The 22,611-nt window shown below is 39.7% G+C and carries 23 protein-coding genes, 3 tRNA genes, 1 pseudogene and 1 other annotated feature; of the genes and pseudogenes, 22 read left to right on the top strand and 5 right to left on the bottom strand.

The features are described from left to right. Window positions 1-183: 183 nt before the first annotated feature. Window positions 184-402, top strand: a pseudogene (locus AC27EF_RS11430) (integrase core domain-containing protein); the annotation flags it as partial. 7 nt (window positions 403-409) lie between these two features. Here the strand turns inward: AC27EF_RS11430 and AC27EF_RS11425 are convergent. Continuing rightward, window positions 410-640 (bottom strand): helix-turn-helix domain-containing protein, encoded by a 231-nt coding sequence (locus AC27EF_RS11425; protein WP_487110900.1) that lies wholly within the window; start codon window positions 638-640, stop codon window positions 410-412. A gap of 171 nt (window positions 641-811) precedes the next feature. Between AC27EF_RS11425 and AC27EF_RS11420 the strand changes: the two genes are divergently transcribed. Together AC27EF_RS11420 and AC27EF_RS11415 are read left to right on the top strand one after the other, a co-directional pair. After that, window positions 812-1,813, top strand: coding sequence for an SGNH/GDSL hydrolase family protein (locus AC27EF_RS11420; RefSeq protein WP_487110899.1), 1,002 nt, complete (start codon window positions 812-814; stop codon window positions 1,811-1,813). 191 nt (window positions 1,814-2,004) lie between these two features. Further along, window positions 2,005-2,145, top strand: a complete 141-nt coding sequence (locus AC27EF_RS11415) for a hypothetical protein (RefSeq protein WP_487110898.1) — start codon at window positions 2,005-2,007, stop codon at window positions 2,143-2,145. A gap of 144 nt (window positions 2,146-2,289) precedes the next feature. Here the strand turns inward: AC27EF_RS11415 and AC27EF_RS11410 are convergent, their stop codons facing one another. Then, entirely contained in the window at window positions 2,290-2,637 is a 348-nt protein-coding gene (locus tag AC27EF_RS11410) for a hypothetical protein (protein WP_487110897.1), read from the bottom strand. Between the two features lie 195 nt (window positions 2,638-2,832). Here AC27EF_RS11410 and AC27EF_RS11405 point away from each other — a divergent pair. Continuing rightward, window positions 2,833-2,900: transfer RNA gene (locus AC27EF_RS11405), tRNA-OTHER, on the top strand. Between the two features lie 313 nt (window positions 2,901-3,213). Further along, window positions 3,214-5,817, top strand: a complete 2,604-nt coding sequence (locus AC27EF_RS11400) for a cation-translocating P-type ATPase (RefSeq protein ID WP_487110896.1) — start codon at window positions 3,214-3,216, stop codon at window positions 5,815-5,817. A gap of 93 nt (window positions 5,818-5,910) precedes the next feature. Here AC27EF_RS11400 and AC27EF_RS11395 read toward each other — a convergent pair whose 3' ends face one another. Further along, window positions 5,911-6,150 carry an HPr family phosphocarrier protein gene (locus tag AC27EF_RS11395; RefSeq protein WP_487110894.1) on the bottom strand — a complete coding sequence of 80 codons (240 nt, stop codon included), beginning with the start codon at window positions 6,148-6,150 and terminating at the stop codon, window positions 5,911-5,913. A 135-nt stretch (window positions 6,151-6,285) separates the two neighbouring features. Between AC27EF_RS11395 and AC27EF_RS11390 the strand changes: the two genes are divergently transcribed. From AC27EF_RS11390 to AC27EF_RS11310, 17 genes are all read left to right on the top strand, one after another. Next, a complete protein-coding gene (locus AC27EF_RS11390; protein WP_487110892.1) occupies window positions 6,286-6,894 on the top strand; it encodes a sugar O-acetyltransferase in 609 nt (202 codons plus the stop codon). Beyond that, window positions 6,851-7,018, top strand: a complete 168-nt coding sequence (locus AC27EF_RS11385) for a hypothetical protein (RefSeq protein ID WP_487110891.1) — start codon at window positions 6,851-6,853, stop codon at window positions 7,016-7,018. Before AC27EF_RS11390 ends, AC27EF_RS11385 begins: the two co-directional genes overlap by 44 nt. 150 nt (window positions 7,019-7,168) lie before the next feature. Next, window positions 7,169-7,726 carry a biotin transporter BioY gene (locus AC27EF_RS11380; protein ID WP_487110890.1) on the top strand — a complete coding sequence of 186 codons (558 nt, stop codon included), beginning with the start codon at window positions 7,169-7,171 and terminating at the stop codon, window positions 7,724-7,726. Between the two features lie 45 nt (window positions 7,727-7,771). Beyond that, window positions 7,772-7,994 (top strand) — a binding site (T-box leader). Window positions 7,995-8,300: 306 nt separating this feature from the next. Continuing rightward, complete coding sequence (gene cysE / locus AC27EF_RS11375) at window positions 8,301-9,005, top strand: serine O-acetyltransferase (protein WP_487110889.1); 705 nt, start codon at window positions 8,301-8,303, stop codon at window positions 9,003-9,005. Further along, window positions 8,992-10,398 (top strand): cysteine--tRNA ligase, encoded by a 1,407-nt coding sequence (gene cysS / locus AC27EF_RS11370; protein ID WP_487110887.1) that lies wholly within the window; start codon window positions 8,992-8,994, stop codon window positions 10,396-10,398. The genes cysE and cysS overlap by 14 nt, the downstream gene beginning before the upstream one ends. Further along, window positions 10,383-10,841 (top strand): Mini-ribonuclease 3, encoded by a 459-nt coding sequence (locus AC27EF_RS11365; RefSeq protein WP_487110886.1) that lies wholly within the window; start codon window positions 10,383-10,385, stop codon window positions 10,839-10,841. Before cysS ends, AC27EF_RS11365 begins: the two co-directional genes overlap by 16 nt. Then, entirely contained in the window at window positions 10,831-11,571 is a 741-nt protein-coding gene (gene rlmB / locus AC27EF_RS11360) for a 23S rRNA (guanosine(2251)-2'-O)-methyltransferase RlmB (protein WP_487110884.1), read from the top strand. The genes AC27EF_RS11365 and rlmB overlap by 11 nt, the downstream gene beginning before the upstream one ends. Before the next feature lie 11 nt (window positions 11,572-11,582). Then, window positions 11,583-12,170 (top strand): sigma-70 family RNA polymerase sigma factor, encoded by a 588-nt coding sequence (locus tag AC27EF_RS11355; RefSeq protein WP_487110883.1) that lies wholly within the window; start codon window positions 11,583-11,585, stop codon window positions 12,168-12,170. Between the two features lie 21 nt (window positions 12,171-12,191). Beyond that, window positions 12,192-12,926 (top strand): metallophosphoesterase family protein, encoded by a 735-nt coding sequence (locus AC27EF_RS11350; RefSeq protein ID WP_487110882.1) that lies wholly within the window; start codon window positions 12,192-12,194, stop codon window positions 12,924-12,926. Window positions 12,927-13,055: 129 nt separating this feature from the next. Continuing rightward, entirely contained in the window at window positions 13,056-13,874 is an 819-nt protein-coding gene (locus tag AC27EF_RS11345) for an HAD-IIB family hydrolase (RefSeq protein ID WP_487110880.1), read from the top strand. 140 nt (window positions 13,875-14,014) lie between these two features. Next, window positions 14,015-14,087: transfer RNA gene (locus AC27EF_RS11340), tRNA-Thr, on the top strand. A gap of 239 nt (window positions 14,088-14,326) precedes the next feature. Further along, window positions 14,327-15,667 (top strand): hypothetical protein, encoded by a 1,341-nt coding sequence (locus AC27EF_RS11335; protein WP_487110879.1) that lies wholly within the window; start codon window positions 14,327-14,329, stop codon window positions 15,665-15,667. An 80-nt stretch (window positions 15,668-15,747) separates the two neighbouring features. Next, window positions 15,748-16,752 carry an ABC transporter substrate binding protein gene (locus tag AC27EF_RS11330; protein ID WP_487110878.1) on the top strand — a complete coding sequence of 335 codons (1,005 nt, stop codon included), beginning with the start codon at window positions 15,748-15,750 and terminating at the stop codon, window positions 16,750-16,752. Between the two features lie 83 nt (window positions 16,753-16,835). Then, window positions 16,836-17,729 (top strand): ABC transporter permease, encoded by an 894-nt coding sequence (locus tag AC27EF_RS11325; protein WP_487110876.1) that lies wholly within the window; start codon window positions 16,836-16,838, stop codon window positions 17,727-17,729. 17 nt (window positions 17,730-17,746) lie between these two features. Then, a complete protein-coding gene (locus tag AC27EF_RS11320) occupies window positions 17,747-18,541 on the top strand; it encodes an ABC transporter ATP-binding protein (RefSeq protein WP_487110875.1) in 795 nt (264 codons plus the stop codon). A 26-nt stretch (window positions 18,542-18,567) separates the two neighbouring features. Further along, complete coding sequence (locus tag AC27EF_RS11315) at window positions 18,568-19,848, top strand: O-acetylhomoserine aminocarboxypropyltransferase/cysteine synthase family protein (protein ID WP_487110873.1); 1,281 nt, start codon at window positions 18,568-18,570, stop codon at window positions 19,846-19,848. Between the two features lie 95 nt (window positions 19,849-19,943). Next, window positions 19,944-20,015: transfer RNA gene (locus AC27EF_RS11310), tRNA-Glu, on the top strand. Between the two features lie 87 nt (window positions 20,016-20,102). Here AC27EF_RS11310 and AC27EF_RS11305 read toward each other — a convergent pair. Then, entirely contained in the window at window positions 20,103-21,302 is a 1,200-nt protein-coding gene (locus AC27EF_RS11305) for a tyrosine-type recombinase/integrase (RefSeq protein ID WP_487110872.1), read from the bottom strand. A 371-nt stretch (window positions 21,303-21,673) separates the two neighbouring features. Further along, on the bottom strand, window positions 21,674-22,282 hold the full coding sequence (locus AC27EF_RS11300; RefSeq protein WP_487110871.1) for a hypothetical protein: 609 nt from the start codon (window positions 22,280-22,282) through the stop codon (window positions 21,674-21,676). Between the last annotated feature and the right edge of the window lie 329 nt (window positions 22,283-22,611).

The raw sequence follows: 22,611 nt of genomic DNA, 5'->3' as shown, positions 1-22,611 counted from the left end.
TCAGCCAGATGCTGTCTGGTGCTCGGATATCACGTATATTTGAACATTTGAAGGATTTGTGTATCTTACCAGTGTGATGGATCTGTATTCAAGAAAAATCATTTCCTGGGTGTTGAGTAAGATGCTGGAGGCATCCCACGTAGTGGAATGTGTTGAAAAAGCAAAGCATATCCATGGGATAACGCCTGTATAGAATCTTTCCATGCACTCTTGAAGAGAGAATGGATCAACCGGTTTAAAATCTTTAATTATGCACATGCACATAAATTGATTTTTGAATACATCGAAACATTTTACAATACCATACGCATTCACAGTCATTGTGGATATTTGTCTCTAAATGAAAATGAGGAAGAATATCTTAAAAACATTGAGGAGAATGCAGTAAAAATAGCAAGTTAAACTTCGCTCAGAACAGAGAAAATTGGTTACATTTAATTTGTACTTTTTCTTGACATAGGACCAGTTTGCGCAGAAAACGGTATAAGCCGGTAATGGAGCGGTTACGCAGAGATTCGATAGAGCCGTCATAACGGCGTTTCCACCGGTAGATATATTGCCGATTGGTCTTGTATTTGATGGCAGCTTTGGTGACTCCATATTTCTCAGCGTATTTAATTAGAGATAGACGATACCTCATATCTTGTGTTATACTTGCTATGCGAGGATGCTCCTTTCTGTATTTTTGTTTTGTGGTGATTCAAATATAACAAAAAAGAGCCTGTCCTCGCTTTTTAATTATTCAGTTGTAACATAGACAAAATAGAATGAGAATGATATACTTAAAAATAATAGGAGGATATTATTTAATATGAAAAAAAGAAAGTTTAAAAAAATAATGCCTATTTTTTTAAGTATGGTATTGATTGCATGCTTCATTCCCAGATATAATTTGTATGCAAAGAGTAAACCTACAATTTATATTATGGGTGACTCAATTGCTCATTCTTATGAAGGAAATAGGTACCAAAATGGATGGGGACAAATGCTGTATAAATATTTCAAATATCCATCTAAAAAGAAAACAGTTCATGTAAAAGGTGCATCCGATTATGTGGATGTTGTAAGGTATAACATGCCGGAAATATCTATTGAAAATTGGGCAAAAAACGGAGCGAGTGTTGCAATTTATGATGAATATGGAATGTTTCAGTCAATCCAGAAGAAATTAAAAAAGGGAGATTATGTTTTTATTCAGCTTGGCCATAATGAAGTATATACTCAATGGTGGACAGGTTCTACTGTATCTGAATATCAGACGTATCTTATTGATTACATAAAAAAAATACGGAGCAAAAAGGCAATACCGGTATTAATTACGCCGCCGGTGAATACATCAGGGAAATATGCACCGTATGTTCCACAATATAGAACTGCTATGATATCTGTTGGAAAAAAATATAAGGTTCCATTGTTAGATTTAGGAAAAAAATCAGCAGACTACTTTAATTTAGTTGGGAAAAAACAAGCGCGTACGATGTATGTAAAAGATAATATGCATTTTACACCGAAAGGAGCTACACAATTAGCAAAGATTTTATCTGTTGAAATAAAGTATAAAAGCCAGTTAAAACCTATTTCTGGTAAGATTCGTTTAAAGACTAATTCACTTTATAAAACAATAAATAAGGCTTCCAAATTAAAATCAAAAAGATATAGCAAAAAAACATGGAGATATATGCAAAAGAAATTAAAAAGTTCTAAAAAATTGCTATATAGTAATACGGTAAAACAAAAATCAATAGATAAATCGAATGCAAACTTAAAAAAAGCTATGAAAAAGCTTAGAAAAGTGAAAAAACATAAAAAGTAATTTTAAAAGAGCTATTGTAAAGCAGATTTATGATCTGAAAAGCAATTGCTCTTTTATTTTTAGTTATATCAGGATTTAACTGTCCAACAATCTATCTATAGTATTCAAAGAGGAGAACAACATGGAAATTAGAGCAAGACCCAAAGAGGTCTTATTTTTATGCAATAAAATATTTCGGGAAAGGAAGAATCATGGAAGAGAATGAAATAGAAGTTCGCTTTGCAGAACACCGAAAAGACATTCGTTCGCTGGAAAAGCGAATGGACAAGCAGGAAGCGCTGATCAGGCAGCTCAATAGTTGGGTGCCAACGAAGTATTTGACAGTTGTATAAAGAAAAACAGAGGGAATTATTTAAGATGTCTATCAGAAATTAAAAAATAAAACAACCGTCGACCTACCATAGCACTAATGTTGTTTTCAAGCAGAAAGTAAAAAAAGACGGGGAGCAGTTCAAAATAAGCATCCCCGTTTCATTCTATTTATTTTTTTTCATGGATACAATAGACGTAATAACGTTAACTAAACACCATCCGGACCAAATATATAAATCTGTATAACCATCGGCCAAAAGAAATCCAAAAAATACAGCGATTCCAAATAAAACGATCATAGCGATATTTCCGCCGTTTGATGTTTTGTTTCGCGTAGCAATTGAAACGATTCCGCCCGCTAACATCATGATAGCAACAATGGTTCCTGCTGTTCCTCCGACTTCCCCATTGGATTCGAGGGTATTCGCAACGCCGACGGCACAGGATTGGAAAGTTACAAATACAAATAAGATGATAGACAAAATACCAGATACTAGTTTCCAAGTTTTCATAAAATTTTCTCCCTTCTTTTGTTTGAAATACACTATCTAGTATAAAATAATAGGGGGAGGGTAATGTCGAGATGTATTTTATATAGTACAAAAAATGAGTCTTTTAAAATTTTTATCTTGCATTTTGTATAGTAGTGTGATAGTATACAAAAAGCGGATGTTCCATCAACTGGTAAGGAATGTAGCATTTAATAGGATGCGTGAGGAATTTGAAGGACTGATTTTTAATCAAGTTGTCCGGGGTTCGAATCCCCGCACGCTCATTGAGAAAAGAACCGGGAATTGTGAAAATCCGGTATATATTTTGTAAAAGGGAGTAGCTGACGCTGTAAGCGTTTACGATGTCGTCAACCCCGGCAGATATTTTGCCCGTATCGTGATGAAATAGCAAGACTTTTACTGTACGAAGTAGTACAGTAAAAGTCTTTTTTATGATATAGGAAAGTTCTCACTTTCCTATATCATAAAACACTCCAAGGGATGCACATGATGTGCAAAGGATTTTTGTAAAAACGTGATGACACGAGGTTTTTTTCGGGTATAATGAAGTCAGAGCATAAAAAGGAGAATATGCCTATGAAAACATTTTATCAACAGACAAAAAATGAAGTAAGGGAACAGTTAAACGGATCTTTGGAACCACTGACAAAACAGCAAGTACGCCAGCATCAGGAACAATATGGAGCGAATGAGCTGGTGGAAGGAAAAAAGAAGAGTATTTTTCGGATTTTTTTGGAACAGTACAAGGATTTTCTGGTCATTATTCTGATTTTAGCTGCAATAGTTTCCGGTTTCTTGGGAGATGTGGAGAGTTCGGCGGTAATTTTTATTGTAATTACCATGAATGCTGTTCTGGGGACGGTTCAGACGACAAAAGCAGAGCAGTCTCTTGCCAGCTTAAAACAACTGTCTTCTCCGATGGCGAAAGTTCTGCGGGATGGAAGAATTGAAAAAATTCCATCCAGAGAGATTACGGTAGGGGATGAAGTGATATTAGAAGCCGGAGATCAAATTCCGGCAGATGGCAGAATTCTGGAATGTGCCAGCTTAAAGGTTGATGAGAGCGCTTTAACTGGCGAAAGTCTTCCGGTTGAAAAAGAAGAAACGGTGCTTTCAGGTACCGTACCGCTGGGAGATCAGAAAAATATGGTATTTTCCGGAAGTTTTGTTTCTTATGGCAGAGGATCGTTCCTCGTAACATCCGTAGGAATGGAGACAGAGGTTGGGAAGATTGCATCTCTGCTGAAAAGCACATCGGAAAAGAAAACGCCGCTGCAAGTAAATTTGGATCAGTTTGGGCAGAAGCTTTCGATGATTATTTTGGCATTTTGTGTGCTGCTCTTTGGAATAAACGTTTGGCAGGGCAAACCGATGGGGGATGCGTTTATGTTTGCGGTTGCTCTGGCAGTAGCGGCAATTCCGGAGGCGTTAAGTTCGATTGTAACGATTGTGCTTTCTTTTGGTACGAGAAAAATGGCAAAAGAAGGTGCGATTATTCGGAAATTACAGGCAGTAGAAGGTTTGGGAAGTGTTTCTGTGATTTGTTCGGACAAAACGGGAACGCTGACACAAAACAAAATGACAGTGGAGCATTATTATATAGATGGTTCCTGCAAAGCGGCAGGGGAACTGAATCCGGATGATCCGGGAACAAAACAGTTGCTCCGAGCAAGCATTTTATGTTCCGATGCCACGATTGCTGACGGAAAAGAGATTGGTGATCCGACAGAAACTGCGTTGGTTGCACTGGGAAATCAATTGCATTTAGATGCGGATGTGATCAGAAAAACGTATCCGAGAATTTCAGAAATACCGTTCGACAGCGATCGAAAATTAATGTCAACGCTCCATGATCTGGATGGGGAACGGATCATGCTGACCAAGGGGGCTGTGGACGTATTGATGAATCGGATTTCAAAGGTGTTTGTAAATGGAACGGAAATTCCAATAACAGAAGAGTGGAGAGCAAAAATCAATGAGAAAAACCGACAGTTTTCAGAAAATGGACTGCGGGTTTTGGCATTTGCTTACCGTAAAATGGATGGAGTATCGAAACTTTCTTTGACGGATGAGGCTGATTTTACATTTCTTGGATTAATTTCGATGATGGACCCTCCGAGAGAGGAATCCAGGACTGCAGTTTTGGAATGTATCAAAGCAGGTATGAAACCGATTATGATTACGGGAGATCATAAAGTGACCGCGGCAGCCATTGCAAAAAAAATCGGAATTTTAAAAGATGAATCGGAAGCTTGTGAGGGAATGGAAATTGATGGACTGTCGGATGAAGAGCTAAAAGATTTTGTGGAGGGGATTTCTGTTTATGCCAGAGTATCTCCGGAGCATAAAATCAGAATTGTTCGTGCGTGGCAGGAAAAAGGAAATATTGTGGCGATGACCGGAGACGGAGTCAATGATGCGCCGGCGTTAAAGCAGGCAGACATCGGTGTCGCAATGGGAATTACGGGAACCGAGGTATCAAAAGACGCCTCTTCTATGGTGCTGACAGATGATAATTTTGCGACGATTATAAAAGCCGTGGAAAACGGAAGAAATGTTTATGAGAACATAAAACATTCCATTCAGTTTTTACTTTCTGGAAACTTCGGAGGAATTCTTGCCGTATTGTATGCTTCCATTCGGGGACTTGCAGTACCGTTTGCCCCGGTGCATCTGCTGTTTATAAATTTGCTGACAGACAGTCTTCCGGCAATTGCACTTGGTTTGGAGCCTCATTCCCGGAAAGTTATGGAGAAGAAACCGCGGCCGATGAATGAGTCTATTCTTACAAAGGAATTTTTGATGAGAATCGGTGCAGAAGGGCTGGTGATTTCTGTTCTTACGATGACTGCCTATACTCTGGGAATGAAATGGGATGGCGTGCTTTTGGCGCAGACGATGGCATTTGCGACCTTATGTCTGTCCAGACTGGTTCATGGGTATAACAGTAAATCCAACACTCCGGTTATTTTTACAAAATACTTTTTTAATAATGTATATCTTACAGGGGCTTTTCTGCTTGGAACTGTCCTTATTACAGCTGTAGTTTTGATTCCTGGACTACAGACAGTCTTTAAAGTTCAGACATTAACCCTTTTCCAGCTGCTGAGCGTTTATGGGCTTGCGCTTTTGAATTTACCGTTGATACAATGTTTGAAGCGGGGAATGGTGAAACGTTGAGATCTTAAAAATCCTGTTTTTGTATAGATCAAAGAGATAACTGAGAATACAAAAACAGGATTTTTTTAACGCTATTGGGTGAGTTATGAGATATTATGATTCTGTAAGAAATGGTTCCAGAGCCTTTTTGATTTCATCAATCTCGTCATTGCCGTGAACGATCAGTGTCAAAGGTTTTGTGAGATCCAAACTGAAGACGCCCATAATTGATTTGGCATTGACAATATAACGCCCGGATGACAAATCAGTTTCAGAATGAAAGTGGGCAATCATGTTAGCAAAATCATTGACTTCTGTGATGGAGTCCAGTGAAATTTTGAATGTTGTTTCCAATTTTAAATCCTCCTTTCCATCCTCTTAGTTCATCCTACAATCTTTTCAGAAGAAAGTCAAACAATTCGGAAAATATCATGAAAAAATGGATGTAAAAAGGGTTTTATGTTAAAATAGAAAACGGAGGGAAACGATATGACGGAAAAACAAAAAATGCTTATGGGAATTTTATATAAAGCAGATGATTCAATACTGATTGCGGAGAGAAACCATGCAAAGGAGCTTACGCGCAGTTATAATAGAATCAGTCCGAAAGAACGAGAGAAAAGAAAGGAAGCGGCGAAGCAAATATTCGGAAAACTTGGAGAGCAAGTCCATTTGGAAACGCCGATTCATTTAGATTACGGATACCGGACCCAGATAGGAAATCACTTTTTTTCAAATTTTAATCTTACGATTTTAGATGGCGGTGGCGTCCGGATAGGAGATCATGTATATCTGGGACCTAATGTGGGAATTTATACGGCGGTTCATCCAACAGATGTGAGACGAAGAAGAGAAGGATATGAATGGGCTCTTCCGGTGGAAATTGGAGATGATGTTTGGGTTGGGGCGGATGTCACAATTCTTCCCGGAGTCCGCATTGGAAAGGAAACTGTAATCGGAGCAGGGAGTGTTGTGACACAGGATATTCCTTCCGGTGTGGTCGCAGTTGGAAATCCATGCAGAGTGATAAAAAAGACAGAGAAAGGAGACCGTTATGGGTTTATTGACGAGGAAAACGGATCACCATCCGTTCAGTAAAGATATTGATGAGCTTCTGGATGACATTGGAGACCAGGAAGTCAAAGAGGGAACTTATGAAGAGTCTCTGAAAAAGATTGAGGAGCGGATTAAGGCTTTGGGAATTTTGGAGGAAGAAGAATAAAGAAAATGATTGGGCAGGGATGAATCACGTTTCCTGCCTAATGTTTGGGGATGATTGTAAACCTAAATAAAATAATAGTTGACAATAATAACGAGTATGATATAATTGGAAAATGTAAATAGAAAGAAAAAACGGGAGGTATGAAAAAAAATGAAAGGAAAAACAGTGAAAATTCAGGACCTTACATTGATTGGATGCATGGCTGCCTTGCTTTGTATTTTGGGACCGTTATCCATAACGCTTCCTTTTACGCCGATTCCAATTTCTTTTACCAATTTGGCAATTTATTTTGTGGTTATGGTGGCAGGATGGAGGAGAGGAACGATCAGTTATCTTGTGTATCTTTTGATTGGGATAGCTGGTCTCCCTGTGTTTTCAGGATTTGGAGGAGGCATTGCGAAGGTTGTGGGACCTACCGGAGGATATTTGGTTGGTTTTTTGTTTCTTGCATTGATCAGTGGGTTTTTCATAGAAAAATTTCCGAAACGTTTTTCGCTGATCCTTTTGGGAATGGCGCTTGGCACTGGAGTCACTTATATGTTTGGAACTCTATGGCTGTGCGTACAAATGCAGCTTTCCTTTGTGCAGGGACTGTATGCGGGAGTTCTGCCTTATCTTCCCGGAGATGTGGTGAAAATCTTTTTTGGAGCATTTGCAGGGCGGGCGGTGAGAACCGCTGTCTTACAGACAGGTTTGCTCAAAATTTAAGAACGATGTTGACATTTTGCAGGAAAAAGCATAAACTAATCATAGTTAAATGCAGTGAACAGAACTAGTATCGGTGTTGAAACTGTCAGAGAGAGGCTGTCATCGGCTGGAAGCAGCTTTCAGTGGGAGAGACCGGGAATGCATCTGGGAGCAGACGAGGTGAAAGAAGTAGTCTCGTACGTTGCCGGCGTTAACGGATAATGAGCGGAAGTTTTCGGCTGGAAAACTTCTAAATAAGAGTGGAACCGCGGATTACTTCGTCTCTTTGTGTGAGAGACGAAGTTTTTTTGTAATATTAGGAAAGTTCTGACTTTCCTAATATTACAAAAACGCTCCGCGGGATGCACACGATGTGCATAGGAAAGCTGCTTTCGCAGCCGCACATCGGCGCGCAAAGCGGAGCAAGTCCCTCAAAAATTGATTGAGGGATTTAGGGAGTTCAAGACGGACTTGTTCGCTTTGTTTTGAACAATATCGGAAAGTTTTTATTTTCCGATATTACAAAAACGCTTCGTGGGATATGAAAAGAGCGATTCGCCTTGTGATAGCAGAAAGGTTAGATGGAGGTTAAAAAATGGGGTTTCGGAAATTTGCGAAAAGCCAATATGATACAATAAAAATGAGAGACCCGGCATTGAGGGAGAAACGGGAAGTCTTCCTTTATCCCTATGTGAAAGCCCTGTATTGGCATCGGATTGCGCATCAGCTGTACAAAAAAGGTAATTTTTATCTTGCCAGGAAAATTTCACAGAGAATGGCAAGGAAGACGGGAATAGAGATACATCCCGGTGCTGAGATCGGAGAAGGTTTTTTTATTGATCATGGTCACGGGGTGGTGATCGGGGAGACAACGGTAATTGGAAACAATGTTACCCTGTATCAGGGAGTGACGCTTGGGGGAACCGGAAATGAGACCGGAAAAAGACATCCCACCATTGGGGATAATGTGATGATTAGCTCCGGAGCCAAGGTGCTTGGATCCATTACGGTCGGAGAGAACGCCAAGATTGGAGCCGGAAGCGTGGTAGTATCTGATGTGCCGCCGAACTCTACTGTCGTCGGAGTGCCTGGAAAAGTTGTAAAACAGGATGGTGAACGGGTTCATTGTATCCAAAGTATGACTTTGAATCAGATGGATCTCCCGAATCCGTTTGATATGGACATAGAGAAACTGGCAAAAGAAAATGCAGAGCTTCGTCAGGCAATGCAGACATTTATCAAGCATTATGAGCGATATGAAAGAATCAGAAAGGAAAGAAAAGAGAATGAAGATTTATAATACACTTACAAGGAAAAAAGAAGAATTTATACCGGTGCATCCTGGGAAAGTTGGAATGTATGTGTGCGGTCCTACCGTTTATAATTTTATTCACATTGGAAATGCAAGGCCGATGATCATTTTTGATACGGTCCGCCGTTATTTTGAGTATAAAGGATATGATGTAAATTATGTCTCAAATTTTACAGATGTCGATGATAAAATTATTAAAAAAGCCAATGAAGAGGGGGTCAGCGCCACAGAAATTGCAGAACGTTACATTAAGGAATGTAAGCAGGACATGAAGGGATTGAATATTAAACAGGCAACACATCAGCCGAGAGCTACAGAAGAAATCAGCGGAATGATTCATATGATTGAAACGTTGATCCAAAAAGGGCATGCATATGAGGTGAACGGCACTGTGTATTTTAAAACCAGATCCTTTGAGGAATATGGAAAGCTTTCCAAAAAAAATATAGATGATTTGGAAGCAGGACATCGTGAAATTAAAATTACCGGAGAAGAAGGGAAACAGGATTCGTTGGATTTTGTTTTGTGGAAACCTAAAAAGGAAGGAGAAATTGCGTGGAAATCGCCTTGGGGAGAAGGTCGTCCCGGATGGCATATTGAATGTTCGGAAATGTCCAAAAAATATATTGGAGATACCATCGACATTCATGCGGGTGGAGAAGATTTGATTTTCCCTCATCACGAAAACGAAATTGCCCAAAGCGAGGCATGCAACGATGAAGTTTTTGCAAATTATTGGATGCACAATGGATTTTTAAATATTGATAATAAGAAAATGTCCAAATCTGCAGGGAATTTTTTTACGGTACGTGAAATCGGAGAAAAATATCCGCTTCAGGTGATTCGATTCTTTATGTTGAGTGCACATTATCGTACGCCATTGAATTTTAGTGATACTTTGGTAGAAAGCGCTAAAACAGGGCTGGAAAGAATTTTAACAGCGGTTGACCTGTGTCGCGAAATGGCATTGAGAGAACAAGACAGTAAGGAATTTACGGATGAAGAAAAAGAACATTTGGAAAAAATTCAGATGTTTGTAAAAAAATTCGAGGATGCTATGGAGGATGATTTTAATACGGCAGATGCGGTATCCGCGATATTTGAGATGGTGAGAGAATCCAACTCTACAGTGAAACGTTATAGCGCAGAATATGCAAAGGAAATTTTAAAGATTTTAGAAACCTTATGTTCCGTTTTAGGAATTGAGACCGTTCGAGAAAAAGAAATTCTGGATGAAGAAATAGAGCACTTAATTGAAGAACGGCAGCAGGCAAGAAAAGACAAAGATTTTGCAAGGGCAGATCAGATCAGAGATCAATTAAAGGATCAGGGAATTGTTCTGAAAGATACAAGAGAAGGTGTAAAATGGAGCAGAGTTTAGTAGAAGAAGTAAAGGAAATGCTGTCACTTCCGGGACTTGATCCGAAAAGTTATTCCCCGCTTGGGCTTGCATATATTGGGGACGCCATTTACGAGTTGATTGTAAGGACCATTGTGATTTCTGACGGCAATATGAGTGTAAATCGATATCATAAGAAATCCAGCAGCATGGTAAAAGCGTCTGCACAAACCAGAGTCTTTGAGAAAATAGAGGGGATGTTAAGCGAAGAAGAGATCGCAGTGTATAAACGAGGAAGAAATTCAAAATCCGGGACGGTTGCAAAACACGCATCAATGATGGATTATCGAAAAGCAACCGGCGTGGAGGCGTTGATGGGATATTTATATTTGGCTGGCCGGATGGAACGAATTGTGGAATTGCTTGGAGTTGGACTTGACTTAAAGAATCAAAAGACAGATACAGGAGAAAAAGATGAATCATAGAGAATATTTAATTGCAGGACGCAATGCAGTTCTGGAAGCTTTGCGGGCAAAAAAGCCCATTGATAAAATTTTTGTGCTGGGTGGATGCCAAGACGGACCAATCCGAACCATTGTCAGAGAGGCAAAAAAAACGGACGCGATCTTAAAATTTGTGGAGAAAGAGCGATTGAACCAGCTGACTTCAGAGCACCATCAGGGCGTGGTGGCAATGGCGGCTGCATACGAGTATGCCAGATTGGAAGATTTATTTCAAAAAGCAGAGGAAAAAGGGGAGGACCCGTTTTTTATCTTGCTGGACGGCATTGAAGATCCGCATAATTTCGGGGCGATTATACGTACGGCAAATCTGGCGGGCGCACATGGGGTCATCATTCCCAAACACAGAGCGGTGGGGCTGACGCCTACAGTTGCAAAAACGTCTGCAGGAGCAATTCACTATACTCCGGTTGTGAAGGTGACTAATATCGGGAAAACGATGGAGGAATTAAAGGAACGGGGAATGTGGTTTGCCTGTGCAGATATGGACGGGGAAGTGATGTATCGTCAGAATTTAACTGGTCCGATTGGTTTGGTAATTGGAAATGAAGGATCGGGTGTTAGCCGGCTTGTCAAAGAGAAATGCGATTTTGTTTCGTCTATTCCGATGAAAGGCGAGATTGATTCTTTAAACGCATCCGTGGCAGCAGGAGTATTGGCATTTGAAATTGTAAGACAGCGGTTGGAACAATAAGAAGGAAAATTATGAAAGACTGTTCAGATCAGGAGCTTTTGCAGCAGAGTAAAAAGGGGAATGAAAAAGCCATGGAATGCCTGCTTGAGAAATATCGAAGTATGGTTCGGGGAGAAGCAAGAAAATTTTTTTTGGCCGGAGGCGATGAGGAGGATTTAATTCAGGAGGGGATGATCGGGTTGTTTAAGGCGGTCCAGAGTTATGATGATGAAAAAAACACAGAATTTTCCACATTTGCCCTGCTCTGTGTCCGGAGACAGATTTATACGACAGTCACTGCATCAAACCGGAAAAAGCACAGCCCTCTGAACAATTATATTTCAATTTTTGCGGCACAGCATCAAGAAGAAAATATTTCGCTGGATGAGACTTTGAAGGACCCGGAGGAAACGCCGGAAGAACGGATGGTTCATCAGGAAGAAATTAAAAATTATTATACGATGATTCATAAAAAATTAAGTCGATTTGAAAAGCAGGTTATGTATTATTACTTAAATGGTGAAAATTATACCGAAATTGCAGATAAGCTTGGAAAGACAAAAAAATCCATTGACAATGCAATTCAAAGGATTCGCAGAAAGTTAAGTCAAACTTCTTAGAAAGATGAGGTAGTACAAATCATGAGCCGAACATATTTGATGTCAGATCTTCATGGACATATGGATGCTTTTTTTCGTATGCTGGATGTCATTTCTTTTTCTTCTCAGGATCACATGGTGATTTTGGGAGATGTGATTGACCGGGGAGCGAATGGGGTGGAATTACTTCAATACATTAAGAAACAAAAGAATATAGAACTGCTGATGGGAAACCATGAAGATATGATGAGAAAATCTCTGAAAGAAGAAACAAGAGAGTTCTGGCTGGATACCTGGTTATACAATGGCGGTGAGACGACAATCGCAGGATTAAATCGGTTATCGAAAGAAGAGTTTTGGGAGTGTGTTAATTTTGTAGAACATCTGCCTCTTTATAAAGTAATGGAAGTTGAAGGAATTTCTTATCTTTTGATTCATGCAGGAATGCGTTTGATTTCTGATCAATCGTTAGAAGAAGCTTGTTCTAGGATTCAGGAGGAGGATGCATTGTGGATTCGAGGAGATTTTTTTAATTCCAGGGTAATACCATCTTTTTATATTGTATTTGGACATACGCCCACGAAGGCATTATCCCGATATGTAAAGACTATGCCGGCGGAGCAAAGAGAGCGGTGCCAGAGATTTCAAATGGTATGCTGGGAGCATAAAATCGGCATTGACTGCGGGGCGGCATACGGAGCGAAGCTGGGATGCCTTTGTTTAAATGATTTCAAAGAATTCTATGTAGCCGTAGAAAAAGAAGAGGATTATCGTTGAAAATGCACAAGAATCTTCGGAAATATATATTCAAATTAGATAAAATGCATTATAATAGAGAGAGGTATCAACTTTATACAGAATGTCTGTAAGGTCAGGCACGAACATTTACGAAATGGGGGACGGCGTATGGCAGAGAAGAGTTTGAAAAGATGCATTTTATTTAGTGATATGGATGGAACAATTTTAAAGGACGGACGGCTCATGCAGAAAAAAGATGCGCAGATGCTTTTGGAATTGCAGAAAGCAGGGCATTTTGTAGCATTTTGTACCGGAAGAAATGAATTTGAAGCCATGACGGTTGTTCGGAAAAATCATTTAAAATATGATTATCTGATTTTAAATAATGGGGCTCATATTATGAATCGTTATGGGAGAGATTTGTATAAACAGACCATCCCCCATGAAATCGGAATGAAAATCTTAGAGTATTGCCGGACATTACAGGATTGCTATGTGTATTTTTATGATGCAAACCGATGTTTAAATCTGGGCAGTCTCAACGGAACTGCCATGGAGTTTGATGGAGATCGGTACAAGCCGTTGAAGAACTGCAGTTTTACAAAAGAGGCAGAGAAATCGGGAGATTTTGATATTCTTTGTGTGAAGCCATTGGAGCAGGGGATTGATTATTCCAGGACAAAACAGATTGCGGAAGAAATTGAAGCTCGTTTTAAAGATCAGGTGACGGCAACGATGAACGAGTCCTATTTGGATCTTACTCCAAAGGGGAATAGTAAATCCAGCGCCATGAAGCGGGTGATAGAGTGGATTGGTGAAGATCTTGAAACTTATTGTGTAGGAGATTCTTTTAATGATTTGAGTATTTTTGAAGCAGCCGACCACAGCTATACCTTTCATCGCTGCAGCGACCAAATGAAGCGTGCGGCATCTGCATGTGTGGATTATGTATATGAGATTGCGGAAGAAATTCTGAGAGAAAAATAAAAACAAAAAGTACCTGAGAAATCACTCTGGGGACGATCCATCAAAGGAGTGATTCTGCGGTGCTTTTTTAGAATCATGATAAAATATTATTTTTTCTATTGACACATATGGGAATTTATGATAAATTTAAAAACAGTTCTGCTGCTGTGGCACAGGAGGTAGCGCACCTCATTGGTAGTGAGGAGGTCACGGGTTCAACTCCCGTCAGCAGCTTTAGGAGAAAAGGCTAAGACATCAAAAGAGATGTTTTAGCCTTTTCTGATATAGGAAAGCTTTCACTTTCCTATACCATAAAACGCTCTGCGGGGTGCACACGATGAGCCAAAGTCCGAGATTGACTGAGATTTTGGCGGCCGCTTACAATCCCGGAATGTGTCTTTTGGCACTTCTGGGGATTTGACAGGAATTTTTTGTTTTAGGTAGGGAAAGATACAAGTAAAAAGGAGAAATGTATGCAGATGTTTTGCAAAAGAAAAGCCGCGTACCTGATGATGCTATGTCTGATGATTTTTTTTATGAAGAGTTCTGTCGTTTTGGCGGCGATGCCGGAATATTTTGAAAATCCAAATCGAGTATATGAAGAGTTTCAGGGAGAGATTTATGATCCGAAATTTAAAATGCAGTATGGATTTTTAAAGGAGAGTCTTCCGGTATACAGCGATTTTTATGGGTCAAAAAAGATTCAAAGCGCACCGAAGTACTCTGGGGTTCTTGTGGTGAGTAAGACCCAATCTTATGTTCAGGTAATTTATGAAAAGAAGAAAGGACGCGGGATCGGATGGATTTCCAGAAGTGATTATAGCAAGAATTCTGTTGCATATGACGGACGGGAAAAACAGCTTTTGGCTGATGGAACATATTGGATTGAGAATCAGATGCTCAAGGAGAAACAGGAAGGAACGGTTGTTTTTCAAGGAGATCAGAAATATCAGATACGGGGAATGGATTTGAAAGGGGAGCGAAAAAAGCACAGGGTTGTCCTTTTTCGAGAGTACGATCATTTTTACATTCAAGATGAGAAAACAGGAGAATATTTGGGAATGGCTCCTAAAAATCATATAATTTTTAGGAGCTTGCCGGGGGCTGCCCAAAATCGGTTTTCCAAAGGAAATGAGTTCGGAACAAAACAATATCAATGGAAATTTCAGCGCATAAAAAATAAAAATACTGCGCCGCATCGAAATTTCCTTCAGTATGATCCGGCATGGGGAAGGAAAGATTATGGGAAGGTTCATGATTACAGTGGAAAAATGGCAGCGGCAGGCTGCGGTGTTATGGCAATTACCAATGCAGTGTATGCATTAAACGGACAGTTTATAGATCCTATGGTTCTGGCAGATTTTGCGGTAAAGCACCATTTTCGGATTATAGGTTCCGGGACTCACGATGGAATTTTTGAGGCAGCGGCAAAACAATTCGGAGCTGCCTATGGGTTTGCCTTTGTGAAAAAAAGCTATAGTACGTCAGAAGTTCGAGAGTATTTAAAAAAGGGCTGTGTTGCAATTTCTCATGTTCCTGGGCATTATATAACCGTTGCTGATTTTAATTCCAAAACAAAAAAATATCTGGTTTTAGATTCTGGGCCGATTTCAAGGCGCCCGACGGATGGGTTTGGAAATTGGATGAAGCGTGAAAGGCTGGAATCCGGAAGTTTAGTGTCGTCAGTGTATTATATTTTAGCGCCGACCGCTAATCTTAATGAGTATGAACCGATAAAAAGCATGAAATTTCAAAAAAATATAAGTTTTTTGATTTTGCAGATGGGATTGCCCAATGGCTTTCCTTCTTCTTGACACCTTTTCGCGGGAGTGATATAATTTAGCACATAAAAGCGTTGAAGTATTAACGTGTGTGTGAACGAGGAGGAAAAGTTATGACATTCAAAAAAGTGATGGCAGCAGGGATGGCTGCGATATTGACTCTGTCTGTGATGGCGGGCTGTTCTAAAAAGGACTCTGCGTCCGGACAAAAGAAGATCGGAGTTGTTCAGCTGGTAGAGCATGATGCTTTGGATGCTGCGTACAAAGGATTTAAAGACGGACTGAAAGATGCAGGCTATAAAGACGGAGATAAGATCAAAATTGAATACAAGAATGCACAGAATGAGCAGTCCAACTGCCAGACCATTGCTCAGCAGTTTGTGACAGATAAGTGCGACTTGGTTCTTGCAATTGCAACACCGGCGGCGCAGGCGATGGCAAATGAAACAAAGGATATTCCGATTCTGGTAACGGCAGTAACAGATCCGGCAAGTTCTAAGCTGGTAAAGTCCAACGAAAAGCCAGGTGGAAATGTATCAGGAACTTCTGATTTGACACCGGTTGCAAAACAGATGAATTTATTGAAAGAGCTGGTTCCATCTGCCAAGAAAGTTGCGATGCTTTATTGTTCTGCGGAAGCAAATTCTAAGTTTCAGGTGGATCTTGCAAAGAAAGAAGCAAAAAAACTGGGATTGACACCTGTGGACGCTACCGTATCTGAATCCAGTGAGATTCGTCAGGTTGTAGAATCTTTAAAAGGAAAAGTTGATGCAATCTATGCCCCGACAGATAATACCATTGCGGCAGGAATCAATACAGTATCCATGGTTGCCAATGAAGCCAAGCTTCCTTTGATCGTTGGAGAAGAAGGAATGTGTACCGGAGGCGGACTGGCCACCTACGGATTAAATTATTATAAATTAGGAAAACAGACGGCGGCACAGGCAGTGAAGATTCTGGAAGGAAAGGCAGAAGCAAAAGATATGCCGATTGAGTATCAGGAAAATGCAGATTTGATTATTAATGAGGATACAGCAAAAACTCTGGGAATTAAAATTCCAAAGAAGCTTCAAAAAGATGCAAAAATGGTTACAACACAGAAGACCAGTGAAAAATAGAAACTGTGGTTTTCTTCGAAAAAATCAAAGGTGCCTTCGTATTTGAGGGCGCTTTTGTTTGTATAGAAAAGAGGTAAAAGAAAATGGTATTATTAACAAATCTTTACAGTGCTGTGGCGCAGGGAACGTTATGGGGAATCATGGCGCTGGGTGTTTATATCACCTTTCGGATTTTAGATATTGCGGATTTGTCTTGCGACGGTACCTTTGCTCTTGGCGGATGTATTAGCGCAATTTTTATTACAAAGGGAGTGAATCCTTTTTTAACGCTTTTGTTAGCGTTGGCAGGCGGGATGATTGCGGGTCTGGCAACAGGGCTTTTGCATACAAAACTTATGATTCCTGCCATTTTATCAGGAATTTTAACAATGATTGCTCTGTGGTCTGTGAATATTCGTGTAATGGGAGGTCCGAATGTATCCCTTTTAGGGGAGGATACGGCGTTTACAAAAATGATAGAGGGGATCGGAGTAGATCAAACGCTGGCAACGCTTCTGGTAGGAATTTTGATTGGTGTGATTGTCATTGCAGCTCTGTATTGGTTTTTTGGAACAGAGATCGGATGTGCCCTTCGTGCCACAGGAAATAATGAATTTATGGTTCGGGCACTGGGTGGAAATACAGATACATCCAAGGTACTGGGACTGGTCATTTCCAATGGACTGATTTCTTTATCCGGAGCGCTGGTGGCGCAAAATCAGGGATATGGTGATGTTAAGATGGGAACGGGAGCCATTGTCATTGGTCTGGCATCCATTGTCATCGGGGAGGTTATTTTCGGAAGACGCTTTAACTTTGCATACATTCTTGCATCTTTAATCGGGGGTGCAATTGTTTACCGAATGATCATTGCGCTTGTACTTCATTTGGGATTGAGTACAGATGATATGAAATTGTTCACAGCGATTATTGTAGCTTTGGCGCTTGGAATTCCGGCAATGAAAGCCAAATATTCACAGCGAAGAACGCCGGCATAGAAAGAAGGTTCGGAAAAATGTTAGAGATTAAAAATGTACATAAAACTTTTAATAAAGGTACCATTAATGAAAAAAAGGCATTAAACGGCGTGGAGCTTCATTTAAATCCGGGGGATTTTGTGACGATTATCGGTGGAAATGGAGCCGGAAAGTCTACAACCTTAAATATGATTGCAGGAGTGTATCCGATTGATCAGGGAACGATTGTTTTAGATGGAAAAGATATTTCCGATCTTCCGGAATACAAGAGAGCTTATATGCTTGGACGGGTCTTTCAGGATCCGATGATGGGAACGGCTGCCGGAATGGAAATTCAGGAAAATATGGCAATGGCATTTCGGAGAGGAAAACGCCGCAGTCTAAGCTGGGGCATTACAAAAAAAGAAAAGAAGTTGTTCAGAGAAAAGCTGCAGATGCTGGGTCTTGGGTTAGAAGAACGTATGACTTCAAAAGTAGGACTGCTGTCGGGAGGACAGAGACAGGCGCTGACTTTACTAATGGCAACTTTGAGAAAACCAAGTCTTTTGCTACTGGATGAGCATACGGCAGCTTTGGATCCAAAGACCGCAAAAAAGGTTCTGGACATTACAGAAAAAATTGTTGCCAGAGATAACTTGACAACGATGATGGTTACCCATAATATGAAAGATGCAATCAATATCGGAAATCGCCTGGTTATGATGAGTGATGGAAAAATTATTTATGATGTTTCCGGTGAAGAAAAGAAAAAATTGAAGGTTGCAGACCTGCTTCAGAAATTTGAGGAAGTAAGCGGCGGAGAGTTTGCAAATGACCGTATGTTACTGGCATAAAATGACTGGGAGAGAAGGAGAAGAAAATGAGCGATTTTAAAATCGAAACAAAATGTATTCAGTCCGGATGGACGCCAAAAAAGGGAGAACCAAGGATTGTACCGATTTATCAGAGTACAACATTCAAATATGATACCAGTGATCAGATGGGAAGACTGTTTGATTTGGAGGATTCTGGATATTTTTATACAAGACTGCAGAATCCTACCAATGATGCGGTAGCGGCAAAAATCTGTGATATGGAAGGAGGAGTCGCAGCAATGCTGACATCTTCCGGACAGGCAGCGAATTTTTATGCTGTTATGAACATCTGCGAAGCAGGAGATCATATTGTATGTTCTTCTGCAATCTACGGAGGTACTTATAATTTATTTGCCCATACTATCCGCAAGATGGGGGTAGAGGCCACGTTTGTAGAGCCGGATGTCAGTGAAGAAGAATTAAATGCTGCTTTCCGTGAGAATACAAAGGCAGTGTTTGGAGAAACAATTTCAAATCCGTCGCTGGATGTGCTGGATTTTGAACGTTTTGCAAAATCGGCCCATGAACATGGAGTTCCTTTGATTGTAGATAATACCTTTGCAACACCGATCAACTGTCGTCCGTTTGAATGGGGGGCAGATATCGTAACGCATTCTACAACGAAATATATGGATGGGCACGCGGCCTGCGTAGGCGGAGCTATTGTGGACAGCGGTCAATTTGATTGGGATGCATATGGTGAGAAATATGCGTGTCTGACACAGCCGGATGAAACATACCATGGAATTATCTATACAGAGAAATTTGGAAAGGGAGCATATATCACAAAAGCAACCGCACAGTTGATGCGTGATTTAGGTTCCATTCAGTCACCGCAAAATGCATTTCTATTAAATCTTGGTTTGGAGACGCTTCATTTACGGGTTCCAAGGCATTGTGAAAATGCGTTAAAAGTGGCACAATTTTTGAAAAATCATGAAAAAGTCGCATGGGTGCATTGCCCGCATATGGAAGGTGATAAGAATTATGATTTGGCAAAGAAGTATATGCCAAATGGAACCTGCGGAGTTCTTACGTTCGGTCTGAAAGGCGGGCGGGAGGCTTCTATTCAGATGATGGATCAGCTGAAAATGGTAGCTATTGTAACTCACGTAGCAGATGCAAGGAGCTGTGTCCTGCATCCTGCCAGCCATACACATCGCCAAATGAACGATCAGGAGCTGCTGGAAGCAGGAGTGCAGCCGGATTTAATTCGATTTAGTGTTGGAATTGAGAACGCAGAAGATATTATTGCCGACGTAGAGCAGGCATTAAAGGGTCTTTAGAATCTGTAAAAAAATAAAAAAATTACTTGACTTTTGATGAAAAGTGCGTATAATTATAAAGGTAGCTGTGAGAAACAGTTACCTTTATAATGAAAGGCTCCATGGTCAAGCGGTTAAGACGCGACCCTCTCAAGGTCGAATCACGAGTTCGATTCTCGTTGGAGTCATAAGCTACAAACCTCGTATTTATGCGGTTTGTAGCTTTTTTGTTTCTTTAAGAAAAAAACTTCGCCACCAAACTTGGCCACCAAAATTTATTTTTCATTACCTGACTTAAAAATAACATTCTCAAAAGCATCCAAAGATTGCTGCTTTCGATCTCCATGGATGTGTGCATATTTCTGTAGAAAGGTAGCAGGAGTATTTCCCATAATTTCAGACAAAACCTTATCAGATTCCCCACGCTCATAATTAGTCGTTGCAAATGTATGCCGACATCCATACAGAGTGATCACAGGCAAGCTTTTCTCATGATTTGCATTATAACGCTTCTCGGTTCTGGTAAACATCCGATACAGATGATCAGGACGGACAGGAGTACCGATCTCTGTATTAAAGAGAAAATCATTGTCAAACAGATCTGGATGCTGCAATCTCATTTCCTTCTTCCAGAGTAACTTTTTCTTAACGATCTTGTTTAAAGTATCAGGAAGGTAAACAGCTCTGAACGAATTAGCACCCTTCATATTGTCTTCAAGTACACCATGTTTATTTAAAGTTCGATGCATATAAAAGCACTGCCGTTCAGGATCATAATCACTTTCTGCAAGTCCACAAGTTTCGCTGGGGCGAGAACCAAGTAAGATCTGGCAGCAGAACATAGCATAATAATGTGACTCTTTTGCTTCTCTGGAACTTAAAAAGATAGAGATCTGTTCATCAGACCATGTCTGTTTGACCACGTATGCCACTTTATTTCGCTTTATTCCAATCATTGGATCATCTTTACCATCAATCAATTTTAAAGGAGATACGGCGAAGTTAAATACATCACAGAGGACATTGATACATTTGTTTACAGTTTCAGCTTCGTATTTACGTTTCTTAGGATTGTTTCCATCTTCCAGACTCTTCTTAAAATTTAAAATATGTTTTGGCTCGATCGCAGAAATTGGAACATCCTCAAACACAGGAAAGATATACCGGTCTAAATATCCGCGGTAAGTCCGATAAGTCTGATCGGCATAAGTCTTTTTGTTGGTTTCAAGCCACATATCAGCAATCTTACCAAAATATTCTTCGGATTGCTTTTTCGCTTTTTCTTCTTTGACTTCGTTTTTAATTTGGAGGGTAAGTTTCGCATCATCCTGTTTTGCTTCTTTTTTGTTAGATCTGCGAGGAGCAGATACTTTACGTTTTAAAAGAGGGTGCCATTGGACAGCACAATAACTTTTTTTAATTTTACCAGTTTTTTTACTTGTATAAGTTTTAGTAATTACAGACATATTTATCATCCTTTCTTAGAAAAAGGGCATAAAAAATACACCCTATGATTTTTAGAGGATGTATGATATAATACTAGTGTTCTGGTTAGGATTATATCAACATCCAGTTGATAGGTTCTATCACAATTCCGCTTGGTTGGTAGCCAAGCGGTTTTTTTATTTGTAAATGTTTGGATTTTGCAAATAATGCAAATTGCATTATTTTATCGTTCATTTTGGCGAGATTACCGAAATGGTATTTATCAGATTGTAATGCCAGAGCATTTTGAACTAACGAGAAGAACTCGCTAGTTGCTTTTTTAACGAATCCCTCATCCTTTGACTGCCCAGTGACCGCTGGACGATTTTTGTTATTTATGATTTGTCAGAGTCTGACAAAATCAGTAACACTTCTTACAAGCTGTATAGCCCCTACTTTTGGCATCCGATATAGATACTTGTGAAGGGCTTTCCATGTTACTGCAATATTGGTTAGAATGGTATTTTGTTCCGGTAGAAGGAATCCATACTTGTTCTTCTTTTTGCTCAGTTGTTGCTTGTTGCTGCTTTTCTTCTTCCTTTTTCTTTTGTTCAGCTAGTTGTTTCTGACGTTCTTTTTTTCTTTGTTCGGCAATTTTTTGCTCTTTAGCTTTTTTTATAGCTTCTTTATTTTCAACGGTTACTTTGATTTTATTGCTTATAACATTAGATTTTTTGTCTCTAATATAAATAATGGTCGATCCAGAATTTTTTTTGCTTTTAATTACAATTTTTTCTGTATCATTTTTGCTTTCAGATAGAGAGACAATATCAGTATTGTCTGAAATAAATTCTAAATCATTATTCAGTGATCCGACAGGATCCAGTTCATAGGTCAATTTTTTTGTTGAGTTGATATCTAATTTTATAGATTTGCTTTTTATTGATATCGAATTAATTGGCATAATAAATGAAGTAATAAAAAAACCAATAGTATTGTCATAAAGTCCGCAGACTTCACCGGGGCGCATCTCAAGAAGCAAGGAGAGGCAAAACATAGGAATAATGATCTGTCTTTTGGTATGCTCATAATATCATTCTTTTCTTTGTCGGGGCGATGGCTTTAGAATGAATAAATGATACATTAAATAGTTATTCGTTCCTCCAAGAATCAAGGTGACTATTTTTTGTGCGTATATGTCAGAATAACAATGATTAACAATGCCATATTTATGATTATCATAAATTCTTCGTATTACTCATAAATATCACTCACTCGTATAATATCTTTTAGATACATAAATCCATGTATCTTGGTTAATAAGTTACTAAATAAATATTGTTCAATAGGCTTAGCAAA

Source organism: Anaerostipes stercorihominis (assembly GCF_057535655.1).
The sequence above is the reverse complement of the archived record's forward strand: the minus strand, read 5'-3'. Positions and strand labels throughout refer to the sequence as shown.